Genomic DNA, 22494 nt, shown 5'->3' on the forward strand with positions numbered 1-22494 from the left:
AGAACTTTACCCCAATAACTTTGGTTTAATCAGTGGCGCTGCAAAGCTCTTGTGTTGCTGTATTTCTTCTACGCTCAAGCCGGTTAATTCATAGGGGAAGACCAGCCATTGATCGGTTTGGTGCAGGCAAAAATCGGGCTTTAACGATGTTTGGTTAAACTTAGGTCGCTTCCATAAGGTGGCAATTTTAACTTGGCTAGGCATATTGCGTTTTAGTTTCGATTTTAAACGCTTAATCACTGCTTCTACATTGTGGCCACTGCTAAACACGTCATCCACTATCAACAAACTATCATCAACGTTTAGGTTTTCCAGTAAGTACTGAATACCGTGAACTCTTATTGACTCTGGCTCTTGGAGTATTTGATGGTAATTGGCTTGCCCTTGATAGGAGGTGCGTACCGAAATATGGTCGGTTTTAACTCCTAAGGTTTGTAAACACTCTTGCACGTAAATGCCTACAGCACTGCCTCCGCGCCACAGGCCAACGATAAAAGTAGGGCGAAAACCACTCTCGAAAATATGCACAGCTAAACGAAAGGAATCTTGAATTAAGCTATCTTCATCTAAGTAGTGCTTTTGTAATTGGGCTGTCGGCTGGCTCATTGGCATGAAAAGTGTCCTTGAGTTTACGAGTTCTATAATGATAGTTTTATACTACACCTTTGACCAAAAGGTCAGTTTTAATCGTAGGTAATTATGAGCGACAAACTTTACATCACCGGGCAAGAGCTACTCGAAGACTCATTTCGCTTGGCCGAAAAAGTATTGGCAAGTGGTTTTAAACCTAGCTTTATTATTGCGGTGTGGCGCGGCGGTGCACCGATTGGTATCGCGGTTCAAGAATTTTTGGCTTATCACGGCATTGCTAGTGATAACATTGCCATTCGCACTTCTTCGTACGCTGCAGCGATAGATAGTCAAGCAAAGCAGGTTAAAGTATTTGGGCTCAACTACTTGGTTAAGCATGTTCAGCAGCATGACCGTTTGTTGATTGTTGATGATGTATTCGATACCGGCCGCTCTATTGAAGCGATTATTAGTGAGTTGAGCCGCTTAGCGAGGTTAAACACTCCTAGTGATATTCGGGTTGCTGTTCCGTATTTTAAGCCAGAGCGCAATAAAACCGACCGAGTGCCAGATTACTACCTGCATGAAACCAGGCAATGGTTAAAGTATCCGCATTCTCTTGAAGGATTAAGCCCAACAGAGATCGCCGAGCATAGGCCAGAGTTGTATCAAATAATAAAAGCGCATTTGCCTAAGTAGCTAACTCATAAATGCAAGATTTTGTGAGTAAAACATTTGGTTCTTAAGGCCTTATACCGCTTAAAGTTTGCTATAACTTTTGCCTAAAACCAAAATCATAAATCCGCAATAATAAAACTGTTAAATTGCACCATACTTGCTTAATGAGAGACTACTAATTAAGCGGAGCAAGCCATGGCGGTGAAATTTTCTGTAGCAACAGCTAACACTTTAAACCTCAATAGACCCAATTTACCTATGTATAGGGATCGACAAGGTTGGCTGCCAAACGAGTACGACAATAAGCTGCGTTGGTTAGTTAATCAGTTGCAAACTATTGGTGCGGATTTATGGGGTTTTCAAGAATTGTGGCATGCCGATGCTTTATTGGATTTGTTTCAAAATGCTGGCTTAGATTCTCAATATCAGTTACTGGTGCCCGATGGACATCAAGGTAAAATTGCTTGTGCAGCAGCAGTGCGTAATGAATTGCTGGTTGGGCAAGCGGAGTGGATTAGTCAGTTTCCAGCAAGCTTTAAGTTAGCCAGCGAAGGGGATGATGCGCAAACCGGCGCCTTAGACTTAGATATCAATAGCTTCTCTCGCCCGGTACTGCATTTTCAAATAAAGCCTCATGCTGATGAGGAGAATGTACATGTATATGTTTGCCATTTTAAGTCGAAACGACCTACACGCATAGATAATGAAGATTGGTATGACGATGCGCAGCATAAACCGCATCGTAATGCCTTGGGTTATGCCATCTCTACTTTGCGCCGCACCGCGGAGGCTGTAGCGTTAAGAATGATCTTAACTGAGCAAATGAAACACACCGATACGCCAGTGATTGTGTTAGGCGACTTGAATGATGGTCAAGCCAGCAACACCTTGAATATTCTTACCGAGCAACCGCGCTTTTTATTAGACGGTGATGCGCGAGGAGGGGCCGATAACGCCTTGTATTCAGCGGGTACCATGCAGCAATATCGTAGTCAGCGTGATGTTTATTACACCCATGTGCATAACAACCAGCTTGAATCCTTGGATCATATATTACTCAGTGAGCAGTTTTACGATAAAAGCCGCGATAGAATTTGGGCCTTTAAAGGTTTAGAGGTATTTAACGATCATTTAAACGATGAGCATTACGAGCAACTAGGTGCCACGGATCACGGCATTATAAAAGCAAACTTTGTATATAAGCCTTTAGATTAAACCAATTTTAAGGGGCTTAAGTACAACGCTAAGCCCCCTAAAGCTCTATTGGGGAGCGTCGTGCTGGTAGCCAAACTGCTCAATAAACTCGGCCACCTTAGGAACATGAGGTTGCAAGAATTGTTGGTAGTTAAGCCACTTGTAGCGAGACTCTGTATAAATCGGTTTAACTACTTGGTTACTTGAGGCAGACATAACAATTTTTTGTTGGGCGTGTTTCTCAAACTCTAAATAGTTACTGTTTGCAGACATCCCGAGGAACTCAAACACTTTGCTGGCTTCTTTCTCTAAATCTTCAACTAAGTCTTCATAACGTACAAAATGAATATCTAAGGCTAACTCTGCTTGGTAGCGATTAAACAGCTTGAATACTTGCTGGTAGCGCTTAAAGCAATCGCCTAGTTGGTTAAGCCAGGCTTGCTCTTGGTTATTGGCAGAGTTTTGCTGAAAGTTACTCAAGCATGTGTCGATTGGATGGCGTAAACAAAAGATAATCTTCGCTTTAGGGAAGAGCTGCAAGATGAATGGCAGATCTACCGTATAAAGCGGAAACTTGTCCACAATAAGACTATTGGCCTGCGGAGCCAAACCTAAGCTTTGGATGTAGCTAAAGTATTTCTCACGCAATTGTTGTAACTCATCTTCTGTTAGTGTGGCTAGATCTTGCGGATAACGTTTATTCAATTGGCTAGTGATGCTTTGAGTTAAATTATAAATAGAACGAGTTTCACTTAAGGCAACGATGTTCGGCTGAGTATCTAATATGTTCTCCAGCAGAGTAGTGCCAGAGCGATTAAAGCCCATCATAAATACCGGTTGTGGTTCATTGGCCTGAGCTTGTTGTTTGATGAAAGACAAGTCTAGCTTTTGAAATTCTGCCACTTTGTCTGTGCGCGTTTGCCCTTGAACGCGTTGGTGATTCAAACTCGCCATGGCCGAAAAATCGGCAAAGGCTGCTGAGTAGTCTTTCTGTTTATCGAAAGCTTCTGCCCGTAGTTTAAAAGCCGCCTTTTGACGCATAAAGTCGAGGCGGTCAATAAGTTCATCGCTCAACAACTCTATGACGTGTTCGCTGTGACCGTTCCTTGCGCTTAGTTCTGCCTGGTAAAAACTTATCCAAGCTTTATTTACAAAATCAATTTGCGCTTGCTGTAACAGTTGTTCGGCGTGTTGGTGCTCGCGAATGAACATTAGGGTGTCTATGGAAAATTCTAGTTGCCACTCTTCTACAAACTTGCTGTGGCTCAATAGCTCTTCAATTAGGCGTAATATGAGCGCTCGTTGATTTTGACGTTTAGCGCTAGATATGAGTAATGCTTGAGCTGGTGCAAATTGCCCCGGCCACATTTTCATTTTTTCTGCCAAGCTGCCTAAGTCTTGATATCTATCTTCTTCTAAGTAGCACTCGCCCAGAGCTGCAGCTACATCGGCATTATTTGCCTCACCGGTTAAGCTAAAGCTTTGTTCAAAATGCTCAATGGCCGATGAAAATAAGCCAAGTAGTTTTTCTGCCTTAGCCATGTTTTTGTATGTAGCGCTTCGTTGTTGTTGGTTTTCGCATAGCGCTAATAAACTTTTATAGCTGGCTAAAGCACGCTCTAGTTTCTGCTGTTGAAAAAGTACATACGCCTCTAACTCTAGGCTTTTATAGTCTTGCTGAGACTTAAGCTTATTGATTTTGCCAATGGTAGATAAAGTTTGGCTATAATTACCCGCTTGTAAGGCCTTTACGGCTTTTTCCATAATGGCGTGGCGCATCTCAGGCTTCATTAGTGCTTCCTATCATGTCGAGCGTTTACTTGTTTGGCATTACTTTAAAGCAGAATAACAGTTTTTGATGCGTAGTTTATCGCAGTGCTAAAAGCCAATGATGTTTCATGAAGAAGTGTTAGCTAGCGGTTAATTTCATCATTGAGCTGCCCAAGCTTGGGGAGTTGCGGTAGTAGCTTGCTGCACCAACTTGTCGGTTGGCCTTTATTGGTGCAATTGTCAACATCACGGTGCAAATCCCGTTAAATAAACATTTTTTGTTTTGCCACATTGTATTTGAAAGTCAGGCTGTAGTTGCTGTGTTGTTAGGGTTTTGTGTGTTTTCTGTGGTACTTGGCTTAACAATTGCAATTTCCCCTTTGTAGGTCAGGGACAGACCTAAGCGCAAGTTAGCAATAGTATTGTTTTGCTTTGCTTGTAAAGGTGAAGCCACCTCGGGCAACCATAGTGAGCTGAACCAGCCAACAGTTTTAATCTACTACTTAAGCAATATAGGGAAATATTATGTCTTATTTAGCTCCTGCGGAGTTCGTAACCAAAATGGTTGACGCTGGTGAATCTAAAGTATTCATGTCAACACGAGATACTCTTATTCGAGCCTTTATGGCTGGCGCCATCTTGGCATTGGCAGCAATTTTTGCCATTACCATGGCAGTGAATACAGGCAACTTCCTGATTGGGGCTATTTTGTTCCCTGTTGGTTTCTGTATGCTCTATTTAATGGGTTTTGACCTATTAACGGGTGTGTTTGTACTGGTGCCTTTGGCCCTGTTAGATAAGCGGCCTGGGGTTGATGTTAAAGGCATGCTAAGAAACTGGGGCTTTGTATTTTTAGGTAATTTTGCTGGCGCACTTACCGTTGCCTTCATGATGGCCTTTATCTTTACCTACGGGTTTAACATTGAAGCGGGCGCTGTAGGTGCTAAAGCTGCCGCCATTGGTGAAGCACGTACTGTAGGTTATGCAGAACATGGTGTTGCGGGTTGGTTTACTATTTTCATCCGTGGCATGTTGTGTAACTGGATGGTATCAATGGGCGTTGTAGGTGCAATGATTTCTACTAACGTTAGCGGTAAAGTAATCGCCATGTGGATGCCTATCTTCTTGTTCTTCTACATGGGCTTTGAGCACTCAGTAGTTAACATGTTCCTATTCCCATTTGGTTTGATTATGGGCGGTGATTTCTCAATCATGGATTACTTCCTATGGAATGAAATTCCAACTGCATTGGGTAACCTGGTAGGTGGTTTAGCCTTCACTGGTTTAACACTTTACACCACCCATGTAAGAACTGCGCCTAAACGCAAAGTAGCTAAAGCAGCAGTTGAAGCGCCAAGTAAAGCGGCTACCAGCAACGCTTAATTGAAGGACAGTAGATGACGAGCCAGCTGAGTATCTCCATCGGTCAATGTTCTGATAAAGGTCGCAAAGACATTAATCAAGACAGTTATGGAAGTTATACTCCGCGTGGCTCTCTACTCAATCATAAAGGCTTTGCTGCTGTGATGGCCGACGGCATAAGCAGCAGCGAAGTGAGTCAAATAGCCAGTGAAACCGCAGTAAAAAGTTTTTTAGATGATTACTACTGCACCTCCGAGACTTGGTCAGTCCAGCATGCTGCCGAAAAGGTCTTAGACGCCACCAACTCTTGGTTATATAGCCAGTCGCAACAAAGCCCTTACCATTATGACAAAGACAAAGGTTATGTTTGTACGCTTAGTGCTTTAGTGATTAAAGGCAATAAGGCGCATATTTTTCATGTTGGTGATACCCGAGTGTATCGCCTCAATCAGCAGGGCTTAGAGTTACTCACTAAAGATCACCGACTATGGGTGAATGACAATAAAAGCTACCTAAGCCGTGCGCTGGGTATTGATGAATATTGTGAGTTTGATTACCACACGCTACCCGTGAGCCCTGGCGATATTTTTTTGTTAGCTACCGATGGTGTGTACGAGTTTGTTGATGCAGAGCTTATCAACAATACTATTGCCCAGTGTGCCAACGATTTAGAAGCAGCGGCAGCGCAAATTGTTGATAAAGCCTATCAGGCAGGCAGCGATGACAACTTAAGCTTACAAATTATAAAGGTAGAGCGACTAGCGGAACAAAGCTCTCAGCAGCTTAAAGAGCAAATAGAGACTTTACCTTTTCCTCCAGAGTTAAGTGCTCGAATGAGCATAGACAACTACACCATTGTTCGACAAATTCATGCCAGTAGCCGAAGCCACGTGTTTTTAGCATCGGATGAACAAAGCGGCGAGCAGGTGATACTAAAAACACCTTCGGTAGATTTGCGCGACGATCCCGATTATTTAGAGCGCTTTTATACCGAAGAGTGGATAGCGCGGCGTATTAACAGTGCCTATGTGTTAAAAGCAAGCCGCAACCCGCGCCAACGTAACTACCTTTATACGGTATTTGAATATATAGAAGGGCAAACCTTAGCCCAATGGATTACCGATAATCCCAAGCCAGAACTGGCTAAGGTGAGGGAGATTGTAGAACAAATTGCCAAAGGCCTACGTGCCTTTCATCGCATGGATATGCTGCATCAAGATCTTAAGCCAGACAACATTATGATTGATAGCTCTGGCACCATTAAAATTATCGACTTTGGCTCGGTATGGGCCGCAGGTCTTGCAGAGCAAACTCAAGACATTACCCAGCAACATTTGCTAGGCACTGCGTTATATTCGGCGCCGGAGTTATTTTTGGGTATAGGCGGAAGTACCCGCGCAGAGCAGTTTTCGTTGGCAGTAATTACTTACTACATGCTAAGCGGCCGCTATCCCTACGGTACTAAAGTGGCGGGGGCAAAAAGCCATGCAGCGCAAAAGCGCTTACGTTATCAATCGGTGATTGATAGTGACAGCGAAATCCCAGCTTGGATAGACGATGCCCTAGAAAAAGCACTGCACATAAACCCCTTAAAACGTTACGACCAAATCACCGAATTCCTCTGTGATTTACGCCAACCCAACAAAGCGTTTTTGAATAAGACTCGTGCTCCGCTGGTAGAGCGTAACCCGGTAGCAGTATGGCAAGGGATCTCTGCAATTTTAGCAGCTATGGTGGTGTACCTATTACTTAGGTGACCACCGAGTTGTTTCGTTTTTCAATCAAAGGAAGGAAGCAAAAAATGATATCAAGTAGAGAAGAAGTAACTCAACAAATTGTATCAACCAAGGTGAGAAAAGGCATTAAGTGGAGCGAGGTAGCCAGCGCCATTGGTTTATCGAAAGAGTGGACAACTGCAGCGTGTTTAGGGCAAATGACCTTTGATAAAAGCCAAGCTGAAACCGTGGGCGATATTTTTGAGTTAAGTGACGAAGCCATCGCGTGGTTACAAATTGTGCCTTACAAAGGCTCACTGCCTACCGCCGTACCAACCGATCCGCTTATCTACCGTTGGTATGAAGTCGTAAATGTATACGGCAGCACCATTAAAGAGCTCATTCACGAAGAGTTTGGCGATGGCATTATGAGCGCTATTGATTTCTCAATGGACATCAAGCGCGAGGCCGATCCTAAAGGTGATAGAGTAAACGTAGTGTTGTCGGGTAAGTTTTTACCTTACAAAACCTACTAGATGCTAGCCTCATGAAGCATTAAAGCCAGCACCACGCTGGCTTTTTTATGAACGACATGGCGAGATACTCGACCCGTAATTTGCAAAGTTGTTGCTATGAGTACTGGTCAATTCCATACCTACAAAGCTAAACTGTCGCCTAATTTTATTTCGTCTAAAAGGTAATGTGATGAACCCAATTCTTGCCATGTTGAGAGAGAACAATATTAGTGACCAGCAAATCAGTGAGCTTTTTGAAGTACTTACTCAAAACCCCCTTGCTGCTATGGCGACTATTAGCCAATTAGGTTTGCCACAAGAGCAATTGCAATTGCTGATGGGGCAGGTGATGCAAAAACCTGCTTTGATTAAAGAAGCAGTAGAAGAACTAGGTTTAGACTTTGCCAAAGTAGAAGCAGCTAAAGAACAGCTTAATAAATAAGAAAAAAGCGCTAAAACCGTCGATTTTAGCGCTTAAAGATTGGCAGTTTGCTTAAAGTTACGTTTGCTTCTAGGCTCGTTAGATCTTAGCGACTATAGCGTTGGTTTTTGCTGCGTAAACGGCGTAACCACTGGAAGCGGGCTAAGCGCTGCATGTCTTCAATGGCATCAGTTTCGTCGGTGATTTCTTGGCCCAACAGGGTTTCTATAATGTCTTCCATGGTAAGCAAGCCTTGCACTTCACCGTATTCGTTCACTACAGCAGCAATAAGCTCTCGAGCCTGTAACAAGCTTTGATAAGCATGCCTAACACTTACGCTAGCTGGCAGCATTAGCAACTTACGCGAGTAATCACTTATTTGTGTGTCGCTATTGCCGCTTGCAGCTGCGCCTAAAACATCTTGTTTATGCACGTAAGAGACAAAGTTGTCGCGCTCACCTTGGTATACCGGAAAACGCGAAAACGGCTGGCTTAAGTGCTCTTCAACAAAGCTTGCCACGGTGCTGTTTAGTTCAACACGCTGCACAACCGCGCGCGGAGTCATCACTTCAGTAATCTTTAACTTTTCTAGTTGAAGTAGATTACGTAATACTTGCGACTCGCCTTGCTCTATCACTCCCTGTTGGTGACCAAGTTCGGCTAAAGCACTAATTTCGTCACGCAAGCTTGAAAAATCTTCTTGTTGCTTACCAATACGTGCAGTGATGCGATCACTTAACCACACAAAAGGGTAAAACACTTTAATCATCAAAGGCAGCAACCAAGAGGCAAACGGCGCAAGCTGGCGCCAGTAAGTTACTCCTAAGGTTTTAGGCACAATTTCAGACAATACTAATACCAGTACCGTCATAATTGCTGATGAAATGGCTAAGTATTGTGAGCCATAAAGCTCGGCCACTTGTGCACCCACGCCAGCGGCACCGGCAGTGTGAGCAACAGTATTTAGGGTAAGAATTGCCGCCAGCGGTTTATCGATACTCGCCTTTAGCTTGGCGAGTCGCTCTGCAACGTTAGGATATTGTTGCTGTTGCAGCTGAATATAGCTAGGGGAAACGCTAAGCAGCACCGCCTCTAACACAGAACATAAAAATGAAACAAAAATAGCAAGACACAAAAAACTTACTAAAAGAAACACTTAATCCACCATTTTATAAACCCAAATACACTGTTGGGCGTGCAGTAACGCTGCCACAAATAATCTTGCCGCTGTCGTTAGCCGCAGTTTATCAAGTTATATCAACAAAAGGGCATAAGAATATTTGGATTTACATAACTTGGACAGTAAATATGAGACACAAAAAAAGACGCCCTAGGACGTCTTCGTTTGTAGAATTGGTGGAGCTGGCGGAAGCGAGGTTTTGGGTTAAGCTTTTGAAAATAAATGATATATTATCTAGTTCTGCGAGGGGGGCTCTATATGGACCACTTAATGGTTCGTGTAACAGCAATTTTTTTAACCAAAGAAAACTTCTGTTTAACGGCTAGGAAACAGTACATAGCTGAAAGCAGCTATAAGGGGGTGATGTTAGACCTATTATGAATTAGTCACGCTAATTGACTTGATGGTCAGGTCTGTCATCTATATTTCCCTTTAAGTTTAACCTGTACGCGTAGTCCCTATTCCTCTATCTAGTATCTCTTTTGCTGCCTCCAATCTTAGCTCTAATGGACAGCATTCATTCTGAAATGTTGACGTAAGTAATTGTATTGCTTCTTCAACGTTGCCAGATAAGTAGGTAGTAAGCTCTAGTTGTTTAGAGTAAACATCGAAGCTTAAACGCCTTTTATCCGTTCCTTTTAAAAATCTGCCATTGTTTTGGTTAACGTTAGCCATAGATGAAACAACCTGAGTGTTCGCAGAATGTCTATTTTATTTAGTTGTAGCTGTTACTCTACAAATGTTTTGTCTTTTTCTATTGGTTTGAGGGGAAATGCATGAGAAGTATAGATGACAAGGTAGACCTATCAAGGGTACTCACTCTAGCTTTGGTAGTTGTGCCTTCACTTTGTCTTTCAGATTTCGTTTCTGCAAGCGATTGGAGGTTGGAAGATTATGAAACTGCTTCAACAAGCTTAGAAAATATGCCATCTAAAAGTTTGGTCGTAATGGGGGAAACTAATCTTCTATATGTTAGAGAGCTAAAAGAATGCCATTTTACTAAAGCTAGGGAAGCTGCACCAGCTGAGATAAACGGTGTTTTGGTCTCTATGAAAGAAATATGTACAACCAGTAAAGAGGCTGATCAAAGAGAGCAGTCTAACTTGGACAATGCAAGGCCAAAGTATGAGAGATACCAACAACTATCGAGAAAGCAGCAAGCTTCGGCGATATTGTCATTATCACAGATTTCTGGTGTAAATAGTGCGGCTCCTGCTTTGACTAAAGCTGAATTAAGGGAGATGGCGAGTATTGTTAATGAACTAAACACCTTGGCTGAGATCAACTATAAAGATACTGTTAAAACTTGGCCTTCGACCTTAAAAGGGCATAAATATTTGCTAAATGAGCTAAAACAAAAAAATGAGGTTTGTATTGATGGTGAGTGTTTTAGTGCTAAAGGGTTTTCAAAAGCAATTAAGGTCACTAGCGGTCAGGTTGATCCACTCTAATATGTACTAGCTTATACCCAATCTGACACTTCACAATGTAGCTTTCGACCTCGACTTTACTAGTTGGTAACGAGGGAATCTTGGAATTAGTTTAGCTTTCAAGGTTTGCGCACTTTTTAACTGTGTACCTGTACAGTGTTTCTGGTTTCGTTTGCGTCATTTGTCAAAGCAATCAATGAAAGAAGTGGCTCGACGATTGATTGACGCCGAGTAAAAAACTAAGGTAGACAACGGGTTAATATCAAATCATTAATTGATGAGCGAATGTGATAAAGGTCTTGTTTTTGGTGATAGGCCGCGCGCTCATTGAATGAGATAGGCCGCACGTGCGGCCTACTTAGCGTTATGAGTAGTAAGCACGAACATGAAAGAAGCTGCATCAACAATGATCATTAGAGTGCTAGCAGTACCTTTAGGACTTCTCATGCTCGGGACGGCTTTATTTCTATTTCTTTCATTAAACAGCTCAGACCTTTGGGTTGGCCTTGTTCTCGGTCCGGTGTTTTTCTTATACGGCGTGTTAGGTAAAAAGAAATTTTCAAAGTTGCTCCCAGGTGCATCACGTGATTTGTTTTAAGGCTAAAACTACTCATAACAAGGCCCAGCAACAACAGGCCCTAAATAACCCCTCCGCGTTGCTGCGGGCGGGCCTTCGACTCGCTATCGCTCGCGGCTGTGGGCAACGTTAGTTGTCACAATAATTCGGAGGTATGATGGTAGATTGGAAAAACGGGCAGTTACTGACGTTGGTTAAAGATCAGATGCCTCGAGAAAAATTCGAGTATTTTGAAGGGCAAGTAGCTTCAATTCAATGGAAGCTTAAATTATCCAAATTCCATGGATATCATGCAACTTTAGTCTCAAAACAAGAAGTAAAGCATGTTGAGAAATCAGTTTTTGGAGACGGAAAAGATCCAAGGATCGGGTCATTAGCTCATTTAATAGCTCATGTTCAAACGCTTCACTCTATTGCAGATATTTTTGCTCAAATTATTTGCGCGTGCTTTCCTATAATAGCGCCAAAAAGAGAGCGAGACATAACATTTTACAATGTATCCAAAAGTCTAAAACATTCTGAACTCACAAGCTTGCTTGGTGTTAGTAATGCTGTTGAGATAGTTAGAGAGAATTATAAGTTCAAATATGTGGCAGCACTGGTGAATATGAATAAGCATAGGGTAATCCCGATCAAAGAGTTTAATCTGGATTACGAAAATAACATTGCTCAATATGTTGTTTCCGAGTTCGAATATGGTGGCAATGTGTATCCGTCATGTCCGGCTACTGAAGTTTTAGATATGTTTTTTGAACTTGAAGTTCAATACCTAAATATTGGCGTCGCGATAAATGAAGCGTTGAGCAAAGACAACTAACAAACAAATCATGGCGCTGCTACGCAGCTGGGACCTACATTTCAGCGCTTCGCGCTTACATTACGGCCCCATATTTGGGCGTTAACTCGAACGGTTCCATACTTCCGCTAATCCGAAACACCTTTGCACAAGTGACCAGCCAAACACGCTTATGTCCAAAAATGAGTTACCTCGCTAAGCATGCGAGTTGTAAGATTAGGTTATGCGGTACAATCGATAGTGTCAGCTCGAATATGAGCTAGTGCATCTAACATGTGTTTTATATAAGTTAAAAATTTTTCCTCGGGGCTGGCGGCTTAAACATAGTTAGTTTTTAAACCTAAAGCGGGGGCCCCTTTGTATCCTGCTCGATAAGTGTTTTTTCGTCTGAGGCAGCGTACCTTCTTTGCTTCTTGTTTTCGCAAGGTAAGATAATCTAAAAACAGTTTCCAGTATGGGGTTGAAGTCATCTCGAGTAAGCTTGTAATATCGATTTTTGGGGAAGTAAACCGAGCCTTGATTCCAAGTGCATTCAATCATCTCGCATATTTTTGATGGGTAGTTGACTTTGTTTCCGTCTAAAAAGAGTGCTAAGTGATAATGCTGAGCATTGGCTTTTGCTCTTTCTCTACAGCATACATAACCAATTCTAACAAAGCCGTATTTGGCTTTTAGTTTAATCTTTAGTTGTTTTAAGAATTTGCTTAGTTCGCGGTTGTCGGGTGAGTATGATTTACAATGTAAATCAAATCGAAGTACTAGCACTTTATTGTGGTGACTTAACATTGCTTCTAGCTGGTCTACTATCCTCTTAATCGCGGATAGATTTAACCCTCCATGATTACCCTGCACCCACCAGTGTAAATCCTTGTATGTAATTACTCGATACAACCCGTTACTGGTCATGGTTGACAGCTTCAAGAAGACATTCGTAGTGATTTAGATTAGTAGTTACGCTTAGATAAATATTTGAATACATATTATCAATAATCCTAGCTGGTCAGCTTTAAACACTTCAATTGTAAACTTGTACAATAGGGCTTATGACCCAAATTCTGTTTGATTAAGCTAAATACAAAAACAAGTTATTTGTTTGGTGTGTTCTCATTCTCGGCCTTAGCATCAGAGCTTGGCTTTTCGTTTACTTAAAAGCTCTTCTATCAGTTTCCTTACTTTTTTAGGGGGCATCCCATTAGACCACGCAAAAGTGACGCTCTCTATTTCATAAGCAAACCAGCCAACGGCTTTTCCCCCTAAAGAGAATGGAGGTGGAAAGGTTTTGTTGTTTATTCGTGAATAAATGGCTGAGCGTGAAAGGCCTGTTACTTCGATTATTTCTGGTAAACGTACAACTCTTTCGGTTGGAAAGTAGCGCATCTTATTTGTCCTTCTTCATGCTTATAGGTTCTATATAATCCTAAGAGATGCGCGTTTAGTGTTTTAGTGGGGATAATTAAGCTTTTTTTTTCTAATTAGTCTCACTTTGCTGTTTGTTAGCTTTGTTTACATAGAAGCGAACTTTTTCTATGACTGAGGATTCCGTTATATGGTTGATTTCTAGGATGGATAGGACCTCAATACTAAAGGTGATCGCCTCTGACCGTCTAATGTCGTCTACCCAAAATGTAGCTATTTTTCCGGTTGTTTCTTCGTAGACCTGTAGTAGCTTACCTATCGTTTGCCAAGCTGCTACATCGCGAGGTGCGCCTGCTTCATTCTTGTTCGTACTAAAGCTATGTTTAGCTGAGTTAACCAAAGGATACAGAGCAAGGAGCTTCGCGACTGTGTCTTCAATAAGAGTCTTGTTGCCTATTCGGTCTATCTCATCAATAGATAAGCTACGTAGTCCAACGAGGGTTTGTTGCAATAGTATTTCAGTAGCTTCTAGTCGATTATGTGACTGAGAGCTGGTGGGTGATTTAGGTATTGCTCGTAGCCCATCATGAAGTAACCTTAAGCCATGCAGCTTTTCTAGTAAGTCAATATTTTCTGGAATACCGTAGTGCGATTTTAGAACTTTAATTTGTTCACTTTTGGCTCTCAAATCAGAAAAAGACCATGAATCTAACTCAGTGGGTAAAGAGAGGTTATCAATGGTTCTAGTCATTAAACAACACTCCTTAGCTTCGTGTGGCTGCTTAAATTAATTGCTCCCCTCGCTGCATCCTCAATATGGCTTGACCACCATTGCATCATCTTCTTACGAGCGTCTAAGTAAGTTGAGCGGTTATAAGCGCTGCGTATTTGATTCTTATCTGAGTGCGATAATGCGGCTTCTATGACATCTTTGTCGAATCCCTGTTCGTTTAAAGTTGTACTGGCTAGCGCTCTAAGCCCATGTGCAACTAACCTGCTTTTAAAACCCATTCTTTTTAGTGCCATGTTGGGCGAATACGGGTGAATGTGCTTCTCTAGACTTTTAGCTGAGGGGAAAATGAACTTAGATTGCGAGCTTATAGGTTTCATCATTTCAAGTAAGCCCAGCGTTTGAGTAGAAAGTGGAATTGTATGTTCTTTGCGGTTTTTCATACGCTCTTTGGGAATAACCCATAAGGAGTTAACGAAATCGATTTCAGACCACATTGCGCCTGTGGATTCACTTGGTCTTGTCATTGTATGAAGTTGCCACTCAATTACACATCTTGTGATAAAGCTTATTTGAGCTCGGCTCAGTTCAAGCATTAACTCAGGCAACTCTTCAGGTCTTATACTGGGCATATGTTTTTTAGATGGCGTCTCAAAAGCAGCTTTAATGCCTGTTAGCCTGTTGGATTCAATTACTCCTGTATTCACGGCATAAGTCATAATTTCATTTAGTCGTTGAATTACTCGCCTTACAGTTTCAAAGTTTCCCCTTGCTGCAATTGCCTTTATTACATCTATGGTTTCAGGGGCTCTTATTGAGCTTATAGGCCTCGCACCCAATATCGGTAGAATATGCAATTCAAGAGATCGCCATATGTCTAATGCGTAATCAGCTGTTACTTTAGACTTTTTAACCTCCAGCCAGCTCTTGGCTACAGAGTAGAGTGTATTTGATTCAGTTAGCTTCTGTTCCTTAACTTTTTCGTTTTTGGCTTCTTTAGGGTCAATGCCTTTAGCTAGTAGTGCTTTAGCTTCATCTCTTAATCTTCTGGCTTCCTGAAGCGAAATAGCGGGGTATTTGCCGAATGTAATCCGAGTGCGTTTATTGGTTAGGGGAGTGAAATAGTCAAAAACCCAAGACTTGGTGCCACTAACTCTCACTCTTAGCTGTAACCCTCCACCATCGTAAAGCTTGAGATCTTTACCTACCGCTTGGGCATTTTTTACTTCAGTGTGTGTTAAAGGTTTTACTACTCTTGCCATTTAGTGGTCCAAGTGTTGGTTGTTTTTTGATCGGTACACTATAAGTAACACTAAAATAATGAGATGTCACGGAATCAAAAAGAATCAATTAGCACAATGTAGTGGATCTATAAGATGTTGAAACATATATAGTTATATATGTTTTGGTGCTTTTTAGGCACAAAAAAAGACACCCTTAGGTGTCTTCGTTTGTAGAATTGGTGGAGCTGGCGGGTTTCGAACCCGCGTCCAAAACCATTCTAACCAATGGCGCTACATGCTTAGTTTGTCTTTATTCTCGTTAGCAAGCTGCGAACAAACACGCCACTTACTAACATACCAGAATTCTATTTCGCGGTTCAGCTCTCTAGTCAAAGCATCCCTCGCTATCTTGTTTGGGTTTGAACTTCTATAAATCCCCGTCTTACAAGCGGAAGCTAGGGTAGAAGTGCTCTAGCAGGTTATTAAGCTGCTAGTGCGTAGTTTTCGTCGTTTGCGACTATTTTTTTGCGGCTTTTTACGTGGCAAACCGCCCCACGACATGCTCCACAAGCCTTCCTGATCCTGTCGAATCCAATTCAGCCCCGGAATTTCTCAAACATTGTAACACAAGCCAACTGCGTGCGGATATACAGTGTTGTTTAAACGCTGCTTATTTGCCCAATAGGGGGACAATTACCTAAAGCTATGCTTCATTACGCGGTCTTTAGTGCGTTGCCATTCGCGATCTTTTTCATCTTCACGCTTGTCTTGGTCTTTTTTACCTTTGGCTAAACCAATTTCTAGTTTGGCCCAAGAGCCTTTCCAGTATAAGGCGGTAGCTACAATGGTGTAGCCTTGGCGCTCCACCGCGCCAATGAGTTTATCCAGCTCGCGACGATTAAGTAGTAATTTACGAATGCGGGTTGGATCTGCTACTACGTGAGTAGAGGCAGAAAGAAGAGGTTGAATGTTTAAACCAGAGATAAAGGCTTCACCGTCGCGCACGTATACGTAGCTCTCGGCGATATTTACCTTCCCGGTTCGCATGGATTTAACTTCCCAGCCTTGTAGTTCCATGCCCGCTTCGAATTTGTCTTCGATACGGTACTCATGACGCGCTTTTTTATTTAGCGCAATGGTGTTGGAACCAGCTTTTGATTTTGATTTTTTCTTGCTCATGGGGGCTATTATACCGATGCGGCGGGGCTTTAAAACTGATAATGTGCGGATTAGTTCCGCTAATGATAAAATGTGCGTAGATTTGATGAAAGAGTGGGTTCATGCCGCAAGTTAACCGTAGTGCCTTAGTGATGTTTAGCGCTAAGCAAATGTACCAATTAGTGAATGATGTAAATGCTTACCCAGAGTTTTTACCCGGTTGTGTAAACAGTAAGATATTAGAAGAAAGCCCGTCTACCATGGTTGCGCAAGTTGGGGTTGCTAAAGCAGGCATTAAAAATAAGTTTGTGACAAAAAATACCCTTACTGAGGACCAGTCAATTCAAATGAAATTGGTGGATGGCCCGTTTAAATCGTTAACAGGAGTATGGAACTTTGTGGCCTTAGATGAGCAAGCTTGTAAAGTGATGTTGGATTTAGATTTTGAGTTTAGCAATAAATTAATAGCTGCGGCGTTTGGCCGTGTATTTAATGAATTAGCTGGCAATATGGTGCAAGCCTTTGTCGAGCGGGCCAAGCAGGTATATTAACGGTGTCGAATCAGATAAATGTAGAAGTGGTTTATGGCTTGCCAGAGAATCAAGTGTTGTTGGCACTAAAGGTAGAGCAAGGGTGCAGTATTTTAGAGGCCATTTATCAATCTGGCATTGTGCAACATTTCCCTGAGATTGAGCCTGAAAAGGCATCGGTTGGTATTTTTAGCCGCGCAGCAAAACTCACTCAGGAATTGAGGGATGGTGATAGGGTTGAAATATATCGTCCGTTAATTGCCGACCCCAAAGAGTTGCGAAAAATTCGTGCCGAGCGGGCAAAAGCGGAAGGGCGGGCTAGTAAGGTAACCGGCGGTAGGCCAAAAGCCAAAAGCACAGACAGCGAAAACCAAAAAGCCAGATGATCTATCTGGCTTTTTTGAGAGCCTGTCCTAAATTCTGTGTAACTGTCTAAACTTAAAGCCGTAATGGCTAAGGATAGGCACATGGATAAGAAAGCACTTGAAGCTTTTGCTATAGAAGCTGCAAAGGGAATCAAAACTCCCGATGATTTAACTGAATTCAGCCAGATGCTCAAAAAAATCACTGTTGAAGCGGCACTCAACGCTGAAATGGATGAGCATCTTGGTTATGAAAAACACAAACCTTCCAAGTCGAATAATACCCGCAATGGAAAGAGCACTAAGCGCGTAAAAACCGAAGACGGAGAGTTTGAGCTTGATACTCCTAGGGATCGCCTTGGCTCTTTTGACCCCAAGCTGGTCAAAAAACATCAAACACGATTTACCTCCATGGATGACAAGATCTTGTGGCTCTATGCGCAAGGTATGAGTACGCGTGACATCGTGAATGCTTTCGATGAGTGGTACGGGGCCGAGATATCACCCAGCCTAGTTTCGCGTGTCACAAATGCGGTGATGGAGGAAATTGTGGAGTGGCAATCTAGACCACTCGATGCCATTTATCCTATCGTCTATCTCGACTGCATCGTGGTCAAAATCCGCCAAGACAAACGCATTATCAATAAATCTATCTTCCTTGCTTTGGGCATTAACACCGACGGCCAGAAAGAGTTAATGGGCATGTGGATAGCCGAAAACGAGGGTGCTAAGTTTTGGCTGAGTGTTCTAACTGAACTCAATCAACGTGGTGTTGAAGATATACTTATCGCCTGTGTAGATGGCCTGAAGGGCTTCCCTGATGCGATCAATACCGTCTTCCCCCAAACACATATCCAGCTTTGCATAGTCCATATGGTGCGAAACTCATTGAAGTATGTATCCTGGAAAGACTACAAGGCGGTTACAGCCGACCTGAAGCGTGTGTATCGCTCAGCTACAGAAGATGAAGCTTTACTTGAGCTGGAGCGCTTTAGCGAAGTCTGGGATAGCCAGTATCCGCAAATCTCCAAATCTTGGCGCAATCACTGGCAGAACCTCAATACGCTCTTTAACTACCCTGAAGATATCCGTCGGGCCATTTACACCACCAATGCGATTGAGTCTCTCAACAGCGTAATACGCAAGGCACTAAAGAAGCGGAAACTCTTCCCAAACGATGAGGCCGCAACCAAGATGGTGTACTTAGCAATCAAAGACGCCAGCAAGAAATGGACAATGCCCATTCAAAACTGGCGCCAAGCTATGAGTCGGTTTATTATCGAGTTCGAGGAACGTCTAGAAAAACACATTAACTAGATGGCAGATACACAGAATCTGTTACAGCCTCTTTTTTGATGATACTAGCGTTTACCCAGCGTCAAGCGGTTGCATAAAGTCTTCACTAACTTGGTAGTCACCTTCTATAAAGGCTAAGTGGTTGTTCACAAATTGAATCACTAAATCACGTTTTTCAAAATCACCGTTACCACTTTGATAGCTGTATAAGTAATACCAACGTTCTTTATCAAAGGCGTCTATTAACATTGGAGTACCTAGTACAAAACGTACTTGCTCCTTGGTCATGTTAATGCGGAGCTGTTCAACTTTGGCATCATCAATGTAGTTGCCTTGTGGAATATCAATTTTATATACCATCCAGTCGAAGGCAGAACAGCCACTTAGGCCAATGCTGGCTAGTAGAACAAAAATTTTGGCAGTAAAACGCATGTGAATCGAAGCTCCTTGTTAAGGCAAGCATCATAACTAAGCCTTGCCATAAAAAGAAGCTTGGAATGCTAAGAATTCAATCCTTAATCAATAATTCTTGGGCGTTTGCTAGCGCCGAAGCGGTAATTTCATCACCTGCAAGCAAGCGGGCTAGTTCTCCAAGGCGCTGTTCTGTATCCAAGGCTTGCATGTTTGTTATCGTTTCGTTTTTCTTTTGCTGTTTGCTTACCAGCATTTGTTGATGGCCGTGGCCTGCAACTTGCGGTAAGTGAGTAACACACAATACTTGGCATTGTTTACCTAGCTGGCGCAACATGCCGCCAACCACTGCAGCAGTTGGGCCACTAATGCCCACATCCACTTCATCAAAAATTAGTGTAGGGGTTAAGATACTGGCAGAACAAATTACCTGAATCGCTAAGCCTATGCGTGAGAGCTCGCCGCCGGATGCGACTTTTTCGATGGCTTGCATGGGTTGGCCTGGGTTGGTGCGTACCAGCAGTTCAACTCGGTCAATGCCGTTGGCGTTGGTAAATTGCTCATCGCTTTGTAAAGAAAACTCACACTGAGCTTTTGCCATGCTTAGTTTATGAATTTCTTTGGTGATTTGTTTGCTTAAGTTATTGGCGGCGCGCTCGCGACTTTTAGACAACTTGTTGGCTTTAGCTAAATACTGTTGCCATGCCTTACCAATATCTTCGGTAAGGTGTTCAAAACGTGCAGTTTGTTGGCTTAAGTGCTCTAGTTGTTGTTGTAACTGCTGATGAAGCTCTGGCAGTTGTTCTGGGTTTGTTTGGTGTTTTCTTGCAAGCTCTAAAGCTTGGCTTAAGCGCGCTTCTAATTCTGCAAACAACTCTGGGTCGTACTCCAATTGCTCACTGTAATTGCTCAATTGCTGAGTGGCTTCCTCTACTTGGATTTGTGCTTCGTGCAATAGGTTATTGATTGCATCTAACTTAGGGTCTAATTCGAGCAGTTGGCTGGTGGTTTTGCAGGCTTGTCCCAGCATATCTAATACATTTACTTGCTCATCGTGGCCAAGTAGCTGAGTAAGTTGATAGCTTGATTGTTGTAGCTCGGTGCTATGAGACAAACATTGGTGCTGTTGCTCAATATCTTGGTATTCCCCCGGCTGCAGGGCAAATTCATCTAACTCTTTGACTTGGTATTCAAGTAACTGACGTTGTGCAGCTAATTCATTTTGTTGTTGTTCTGCTAGCTCTTTCTCATTACATAGGCTTTTCCAAGCTTGGTAGGCTTGTTTTACATCTTGGATAAGTTGAGGGTGAGCTGCATATTGGTCAACAATGCTTAGTTGCTGACTTGGCTTTAATAATAGTTGATGGGCGTGCTGGCCATGAATACTGACAAGGTATTGGCCCAAGCTTTTTAACTGCGCAGCGGGCACCGCGGTACCATTAATATAGGCTTTCGAGCGTCCCTCTTTAGTGATCACTCGGCGCAGAATACACTCATCATCACTTAGCAGTTCATTTTGCTGCAGCCAAAGCTGGGCACCTTGGTTATTGCTTAAATCAAATTGGGCACTAATTTCGGCTTTATCTGCCCCTTGCCTAACTACTGAGGCTTCGGCGCGATTGCCTAAACATACGCCTAGCGCATCAATGGCAATAGATTTACCAGCACCGGTTTCACCAGTGATGGTGGTCATACCTTGGTGTAAGTCGAGTTCAAGAAACCGAACAATTGCAAAATTTTGTACGCTTAATTGAGTGAGCATATCCCTACCTGATTATCTATACAGTAACTGTATAAATATATAGCCCCAATGGAATTGATGCAAGGCAAAATTCTTAAAGCTAATTGTGTCATTCGAGATTGAGACTGAGATTTGGTCTCACTGAAATTTGAATCTTGCCAGCCCTTGTCTCGCATGGCTTTATAGTTTTAGTTAATACAGCTCTTTTCTAAACGATACTTTATCTCACTGCTTCACGCCTTCTAATTTTACGACTACGCTTTTACTTGTCACATTAGTGTCATTAAATTGGTGCATGTTTATCAAATACTTGTTGTAAATAAGCCGCTTTTGTCGGTAAACCATTTAACCGTAGAACTACATGGAAGAGATTATGTTGAATAAACGTTTATCATTAAGTGCCTTGGCACTTAGCATGGGCGCAATGGTAAGTGCGCAGGCCAATGCTGAAACTTTACGTTTGCTTACTTGGGGCGGCTATGCACCACAAGAAGTTATCGAAATGTTTGAGAAAGAAACCGGCATTGAAGTAAAAGTGACTAAATCAAACAACGAAGACATGATCTCTAAACTTCGCGCAACTGGCGGCTCGGGCTTTGATTTAGCCCAACCTAGCCAAGACCGTATCACCGGTGTGCAACAGCAGTTTGGCATATATCAGCCTATTGATTTAGCTCGTATTGACCAGACCCAAATTATTACTTCAATGTTAGATGCTACCAAAAAGAATACCGCTGTAGGCGAGCAAGTATTTGGTGTTCCTCATGTGTGGGGAACCAGCGGTTTGGTGGTAAATGGTGAAATGGCAAAAGATGTGGCCGATTACACCGACCTATGTCAGCAGCAGTACCAAGGTAAAATTTCTTATCGCTTAAAGCGCCCAACCTTAATCGGTTTTGCTTTTGCATTGGGTGAAGATCCGTTTGCTGCTTACGCTGATCCGGTTAAGTACCAAGAAATATTGAACAAAGTTGAAAAGGCTCTGGTGGAATGTAAGCCCTTGGTTAAGACCTACTGGTCTGGCGGCGACGAGTTAATGAACTTGATGCGTTCTAATGAAGTAGTTGCCGCTATGGCTTGGGATGCTGGCGGTTGGAAGCTAAATCGTGATCAACAGAATATCCAGTTTGTAGCGCCTAAATCTGGAGCTTTGGGTTGGATTGATACTTTTGCCATTCCTAAAAAGTCTAAAGCAGTAGATGCTGCGTACAAGTGGATTAACTTTGTTATGCGCCCTGAAGTAGCAGCTAAAATTACCGAAGCTGCAGGTAACTTCACCGCTTCTAAAGGTTCAGACGCTTACGTAAACGAATTGGCGAAGTCGCAGTTTAACGCCAGCTTTAGTAGCGACGACATCGACAACATTAAGTGGTACCCCGCTGTTCCTGCTGGTTTAGAAGCTATGGAAGGCAAAGTACTGGATCGCGTACAAGCGGCCAACTAGTTTTATTGGGGCGCTCGCGCCCCTCTGCTTTATTT

The 22494-nt window shown here is 42.7% G+C and carries 23 protein-coding genes and 1 other RNA gene; 13 read left to right on the top strand and 11 right to left on the bottom strand.

Going from position 1 to position 22494, the window contains the following annotated elements; all coding sequences use genetic code 11:
- Positions 1-6: 6 nt before the first annotated feature.
- A complete protein-coding gene (locus K5L93_RS15425; RefSeq protein ID WP_373869979.1) occupies positions 7-606 on the bottom strand; it encodes a phosphoribosyltransferase in 600 nt (199 codons plus the stop codon).
- Between the two features lie 93 nt (positions 607-699).
- On the opposite strand from K5L93_RS15425, the gene K5L93_RS15430 reads away from it, so the two are divergent.
- A complete protein-coding gene (locus K5L93_RS15430) occupies positions 700-1269 on the top strand; it encodes a phosphoribosyltransferase (protein WP_220720636.1) in 570 nt (189 codons plus the stop codon).
- Positions 1270-1443: 174 nt separating this feature from the next.
- Positions 1444-2463, top strand: a complete 1020-nt coding sequence (locus K5L93_RS15435; protein ID WP_246615067.1) for an endonuclease/exonuclease/phosphatase family protein — start codon at positions 1444-1446, stop codon at positions 2461-2463.
- A gap of 45 nt (positions 2464-2508) precedes the next feature.
- On the opposite strand, the gene K5L93_RS15440 is transcribed toward K5L93_RS15435, so the two are convergent.
- Complete coding sequence (locus tag K5L93_RS15440) at positions 2509-4233, bottom strand: tetratricopeptide repeat-containing sulfotransferase family protein (RefSeq protein WP_220720637.1); 1725 nt, start codon at positions 4231-4233, stop codon at positions 2509-2511.
- Positions 4234-4737: 504 nt separating this feature from the next.
- On the opposite strand from K5L93_RS15440, the gene K5L93_RS15445 reads away from it, so the two are divergent.
- From K5L93_RS15445 to K5L93_RS15460, 4 genes are all read left to right on the top strand, one after another.
- A complete protein-coding gene (locus tag K5L93_RS15445) occupies positions 4738-5595 on the top strand; it encodes a formate/nitrite transporter family protein (RefSeq protein WP_016401003.1) in 858 nt (285 codons plus the stop codon).
- Between the two features lie 14 nt (positions 5596-5609).
- Positions 5610-7331 carry a bifunctional protein-serine/threonine kinase/phosphatase gene (locus K5L93_RS15450; protein WP_220720638.1) on the top strand — a complete coding sequence of 574 codons (1722 nt, stop codon included), beginning with the start codon at positions 5610-5612 and terminating at the stop codon, positions 7329-7331.
- Positions 7332-7375: 44 nt separating this feature from the next.
- Positions 7376-7825: a cyanase gene (gene cynS / locus K5L93_RS15455; protein WP_152779823.1), complete on the top strand. Its 450-nt coding sequence runs from the start codon at positions 7376-7378 to the stop codon at positions 7823-7825.
- A gap of 169 nt (positions 7826-7994) precedes the next feature.
- On the top strand, positions 7995-8246 hold the full coding sequence (locus K5L93_RS15460; RefSeq protein WP_220720639.1) for a DUF2999 family protein: 252 nt from the start codon (positions 7995-7997) through the stop codon (positions 8244-8246).
- Between the two features lie 85 nt (positions 8247-8331).
- Here K5L93_RS15460 and K5L93_RS15465 read toward each other — a convergent pair whose 3' ends face one another.
- Positions 8332-9381, bottom strand: coding sequence for a CNNM domain-containing protein (locus tag K5L93_RS15465; RefSeq protein ID WP_220720640.1), 1050 nt, complete (start codon positions 9379-9381; stop codon positions 8332-8334).
- Positions 9382-10181: 800 nt separating this feature from the next.
- On the opposite strand from K5L93_RS15465, the gene K5L93_RS15470 reads away from it, so the two are divergent.
- The 3 genes from K5L93_RS15470 to K5L93_RS15480 all read left to right on the top strand — a co-directional run bounded on the left by K5L93_RS15470 (position 10182) and on the right by K5L93_RS15480 (position 12229).
- Positions 10182-10856 carry a hypothetical protein gene (locus tag K5L93_RS15470; protein WP_220720641.1) on the top strand — a complete coding sequence of 225 codons (675 nt, stop codon included), beginning with the start codon at positions 10182-10184 and terminating at the stop codon, positions 10854-10856.
- Between the two features lie 364 nt (positions 10857-11220).
- A complete protein-coding gene (locus K5L93_RS15475; RefSeq protein WP_220720642.1) occupies positions 11221-11433 on the top strand; it encodes a hypothetical protein in 213 nt (70 codons plus the stop codon).
- Positions 11434-11569: 136 nt separating this feature from the next.
- On the top strand, positions 11570-12229 hold the full coding sequence (locus K5L93_RS15480; RefSeq protein ID WP_220720643.1) for a hypothetical protein: 660 nt from the start codon (positions 11570-11572) through the stop codon (positions 12227-12229).
- Between the two features lie 306 nt (positions 12230-12535).
- Here the strand turns inward: K5L93_RS15480 and K5L93_RS20285 are convergent, their stop codons facing one another.
- The 6 genes from K5L93_RS20285 to smpB all read right to left on the bottom strand — a co-directional run bounded on the left by K5L93_RS20285 (position 12536) and on the right by smpB (position 16696).
- On the bottom strand, positions 12536-13114 hold the full coding sequence (locus K5L93_RS20285; RefSeq protein ID WP_220720644.1) for a YagK/YfjJ domain-containing protein: 579 nt from the start codon (positions 13112-13114) through the stop codon (positions 12536-12538).
- A gap of 216 nt (positions 13115-13330) precedes the next feature.
- A complete protein-coding gene (locus K5L93_RS15490; protein ID WP_220720645.1) occupies positions 13331-13585 on the bottom strand; it encodes an AlpA family phage regulatory protein in 255 nt (84 codons plus the stop codon).
- Positions 13586-13676: 91 nt separating this feature from the next.
- Entirely contained in the window at positions 13677-14315 is a 639-nt protein-coding gene (locus tag K5L93_RS15495) for a hypothetical protein (RefSeq protein WP_220720646.1), read from the bottom strand.
- Positions 14315-15556 (bottom strand): integrase domain-containing protein, encoded by a 1242-nt coding sequence (locus K5L93_RS15500; RefSeq protein WP_220720647.1) that lies wholly within the window; start codon positions 15554-15556, stop codon positions 14315-14317. Before K5L93_RS15500 ends, K5L93_RS15495 begins: the two co-directional genes overlap by 1 nt.
- Before the next feature lie 198 nt (positions 15557-15754).
- Positions 15755-16121: a transfer-messenger RNA gene (ssrA, locus tag K5L93_RS15505) on the bottom strand.
- A gap of 89 nt (positions 16122-16210) precedes the next feature.
- Positions 16211-16696, bottom strand: a complete 486-nt coding sequence (smpB, locus tag K5L93_RS15510; protein WP_220720648.1) for an SsrA-binding protein SmpB — start codon at positions 16694-16696, stop codon at positions 16211-16213.
- A gap of 101 nt (positions 16697-16797) precedes the next feature.
- On the opposite strand from smpB, the gene K5L93_RS15515 reads away from it, so the two are divergent.
- The 3 genes from K5L93_RS15515 to K5L93_RS15525 all read left to right on the top strand — a co-directional run bounded on the left by K5L93_RS15515 (position 16798) and on the right by K5L93_RS15525 (position 18884).
- Positions 16798-17226 carry an SRPBCC family protein gene (locus K5L93_RS15515; protein ID WP_220720649.1) on the top strand — a complete coding sequence of 143 codons (429 nt, stop codon included), beginning with the start codon at positions 16798-16800 and terminating at the stop codon, positions 17224-17226.
- Positions 17227-17228: 2 nt separating this feature from the next.
- Positions 17229-17591, top strand: coding sequence for an RnfH family protein (locus K5L93_RS15520; RefSeq protein WP_220720650.1), 363 nt, complete (start codon positions 17229-17231; stop codon positions 17589-17591).
- Between the two features lie 81 nt (positions 17592-17672).
- Positions 17673-18884, top strand: coding sequence for an IS256 family transposase (locus K5L93_RS15525; protein ID WP_220718244.1), 1212 nt, complete (start codon positions 17673-17675; stop codon positions 18882-18884).
- A gap of 51 nt (positions 18885-18935) precedes the next feature.
- On the opposite strand, the gene K5L93_RS15530 is transcribed toward K5L93_RS15525, so the two are convergent.
- Positions 18936-19295 (bottom strand): outer membrane protein assembly factor BamE, encoded by a 360-nt coding sequence (locus tag K5L93_RS15530; protein WP_220720651.1) that lies wholly within the window; start codon positions 19293-19295, stop codon positions 18936-18938.
- A 76-nt stretch (positions 19296-19371) separates the two neighbouring features.
- A complete protein-coding gene (recN, locus tag K5L93_RS15535; RefSeq protein ID WP_220720652.1) occupies positions 19372-21036 on the bottom strand; it encodes a DNA repair protein RecN in 1665 nt (554 codons plus the stop codon).
- Positions 21037-21388: 352 nt separating this feature from the next.
- Here recN and K5L93_RS15540 point away from each other — a divergent pair, with 352 nt between their 5' ends.
- Entirely contained in the window at positions 21389-22459 is a 1071-nt protein-coding gene (locus K5L93_RS15540; RefSeq protein WP_220720653.1) for an extracellular solute-binding protein, read from the top strand.
- Positions 22460-22494: the final 35 nt, after the last annotated feature.

The sequence above is a fragment of the Agarivorans litoreus genome (assembly GCF_019649015.1).
Classification (GTDB): Bacteria; Pseudomonadota; Gammaproteobacteria; order Enterobacterales; family Celerinatantimonadaceae; genus Agarivorans; species Agarivorans litoreus.

Excerpts from the sequence above, each read along its gene's own strand:
- recN (WP_220720652.1), bottom strand. The coding sequence starts at position 21,036 with ATGCTCACTCAATTAAGCGTACAAAATTTTGCAATTGTTCGGTTTCTT.
- K5L93_RS15515 (WP_220720649.1), top strand. The coding sequence starts at position 16,798 with ATGCCGCAAGTTAACCGTAGTGCCTTAGTGATGTTTAGCGCTAAGCAA.
- K5L93_RS15495 (WP_220720646.1), bottom strand. The coding sequence starts at position 14,315 with ATGACTAGAACCATTGATAACCTCTCTTTACCCACTGAGTTAGATTCA.
- smpB (WP_220720648.1), bottom strand. The coding sequence starts at position 16,696 with ATGAGCAAGAAAAAATCAAAATCAAAAGCTGGTTCCAACACCATTGCG.
- K5L93_RS15525 (WP_220718244.1), top strand. The coding sequence starts at position 17,673 with ATGGATAAGAAAGCACTTGAAGCTTTTGCTATAGAAGCTGCAAAGGGA.
- K5L93_RS15450 (WP_220720638.1), top strand. The coding sequence starts at position 5,610 with ATGACGAGCCAGCTGAGTATCTCCATCGGTCAATGTTCTGATAAAGGT.
- K5L93_RS15435 (WP_246615067.1), top strand. The coding sequence starts at position 1,444 with ATGGCGGTGAAATTTTCTGTAGCAACAGCTAACACTTTAAACCTCAAT.
- K5L93_RS15425 (WP_373869979.1), bottom strand. The coding sequence starts at position 606 with ATGAGCCAGCCGACAGCCCAATTACAAAAGCACTACTTAGATGAAGAT.
- K5L93_RS15475 (WP_220720642.1), top strand. The coding sequence starts at position 11,221 with ATGAAAGAAGCTGCATCAACAATGATCATTAGAGTGCTAGCAGTACCT.
- K5L93_RS15445 (WP_016401003.1), top strand. The coding sequence starts at position 4,738 with ATGTCTTATTTAGCTCCTGCGGAGTTCGTAACCAAAATGGTTGACGCT.
- K5L93_RS15430 (WP_220720636.1), top strand. The coding sequence starts at position 700 with ATGAGCGACAAACTTTACATCACCGGGCAAGAGCTACTCGAAGACTCA.
- cynS (WP_152779823.1), top strand. The coding sequence starts at position 7,376 with ATGATATCAAGTAGAGAAGAAGTAACTCAACAAATTGTATCAACCAAG.
- K5L93_RS15440 (WP_220720637.1), bottom strand. The coding sequence starts at position 4,233 with ATGAAGCCTGAGATGCGCCACGCCATTATGGAAAAAGCCGTAAAGGCC.
- K5L93_RS15530 (WP_220720651.1), bottom strand. The coding sequence starts at position 19,295 with ATGCGTTTTACTGCCAAAATTTTTGTTCTACTAGCCAGCATTGGCCTA.
- K5L93_RS15500 (WP_220720647.1), bottom strand. The coding sequence starts at position 15,556 with ATGGCAAGAGTAGTAAAACCTTTAACACACACTGAAGTAAAAAATGCC.
- K5L93_RS20285 (WP_220720644.1), bottom strand. The coding sequence starts at position 13,114 with ATGACCAGTAACGGGTTGTATCGAGTAATTACATACAAGGATTTACAC.
- K5L93_RS15490 (WP_220720645.1), bottom strand. The coding sequence starts at position 13,585 with ATGCGCTACTTTCCAACCGAAAGAGTTGTACGTTTACCAGAAATAATC.
- K5L93_RS15480 (WP_220720643.1), top strand. The coding sequence starts at position 11,570 with ATGGTAGATTGGAAAAACGGGCAGTTACTGACGTTGGTTAAAGATCAG.
- K5L93_RS15470 (WP_220720641.1), top strand. The coding sequence starts at position 10,182 with ATGAGAAGTATAGATGACAAGGTAGACCTATCAAGGGTACTCACTCTA.
- K5L93_RS15460 (WP_220720639.1), top strand. The coding sequence starts at position 7,995 with ATGAACCCAATTCTTGCCATGTTGAGAGAGAACAATATTAGTGACCAG.
- K5L93_RS15540 (WP_220720653.1), top strand. The coding sequence starts at position 21,389 with ATGTTGAATAAACGTTTATCATTAAGTGCCTTGGCACTTAGCATGGGC.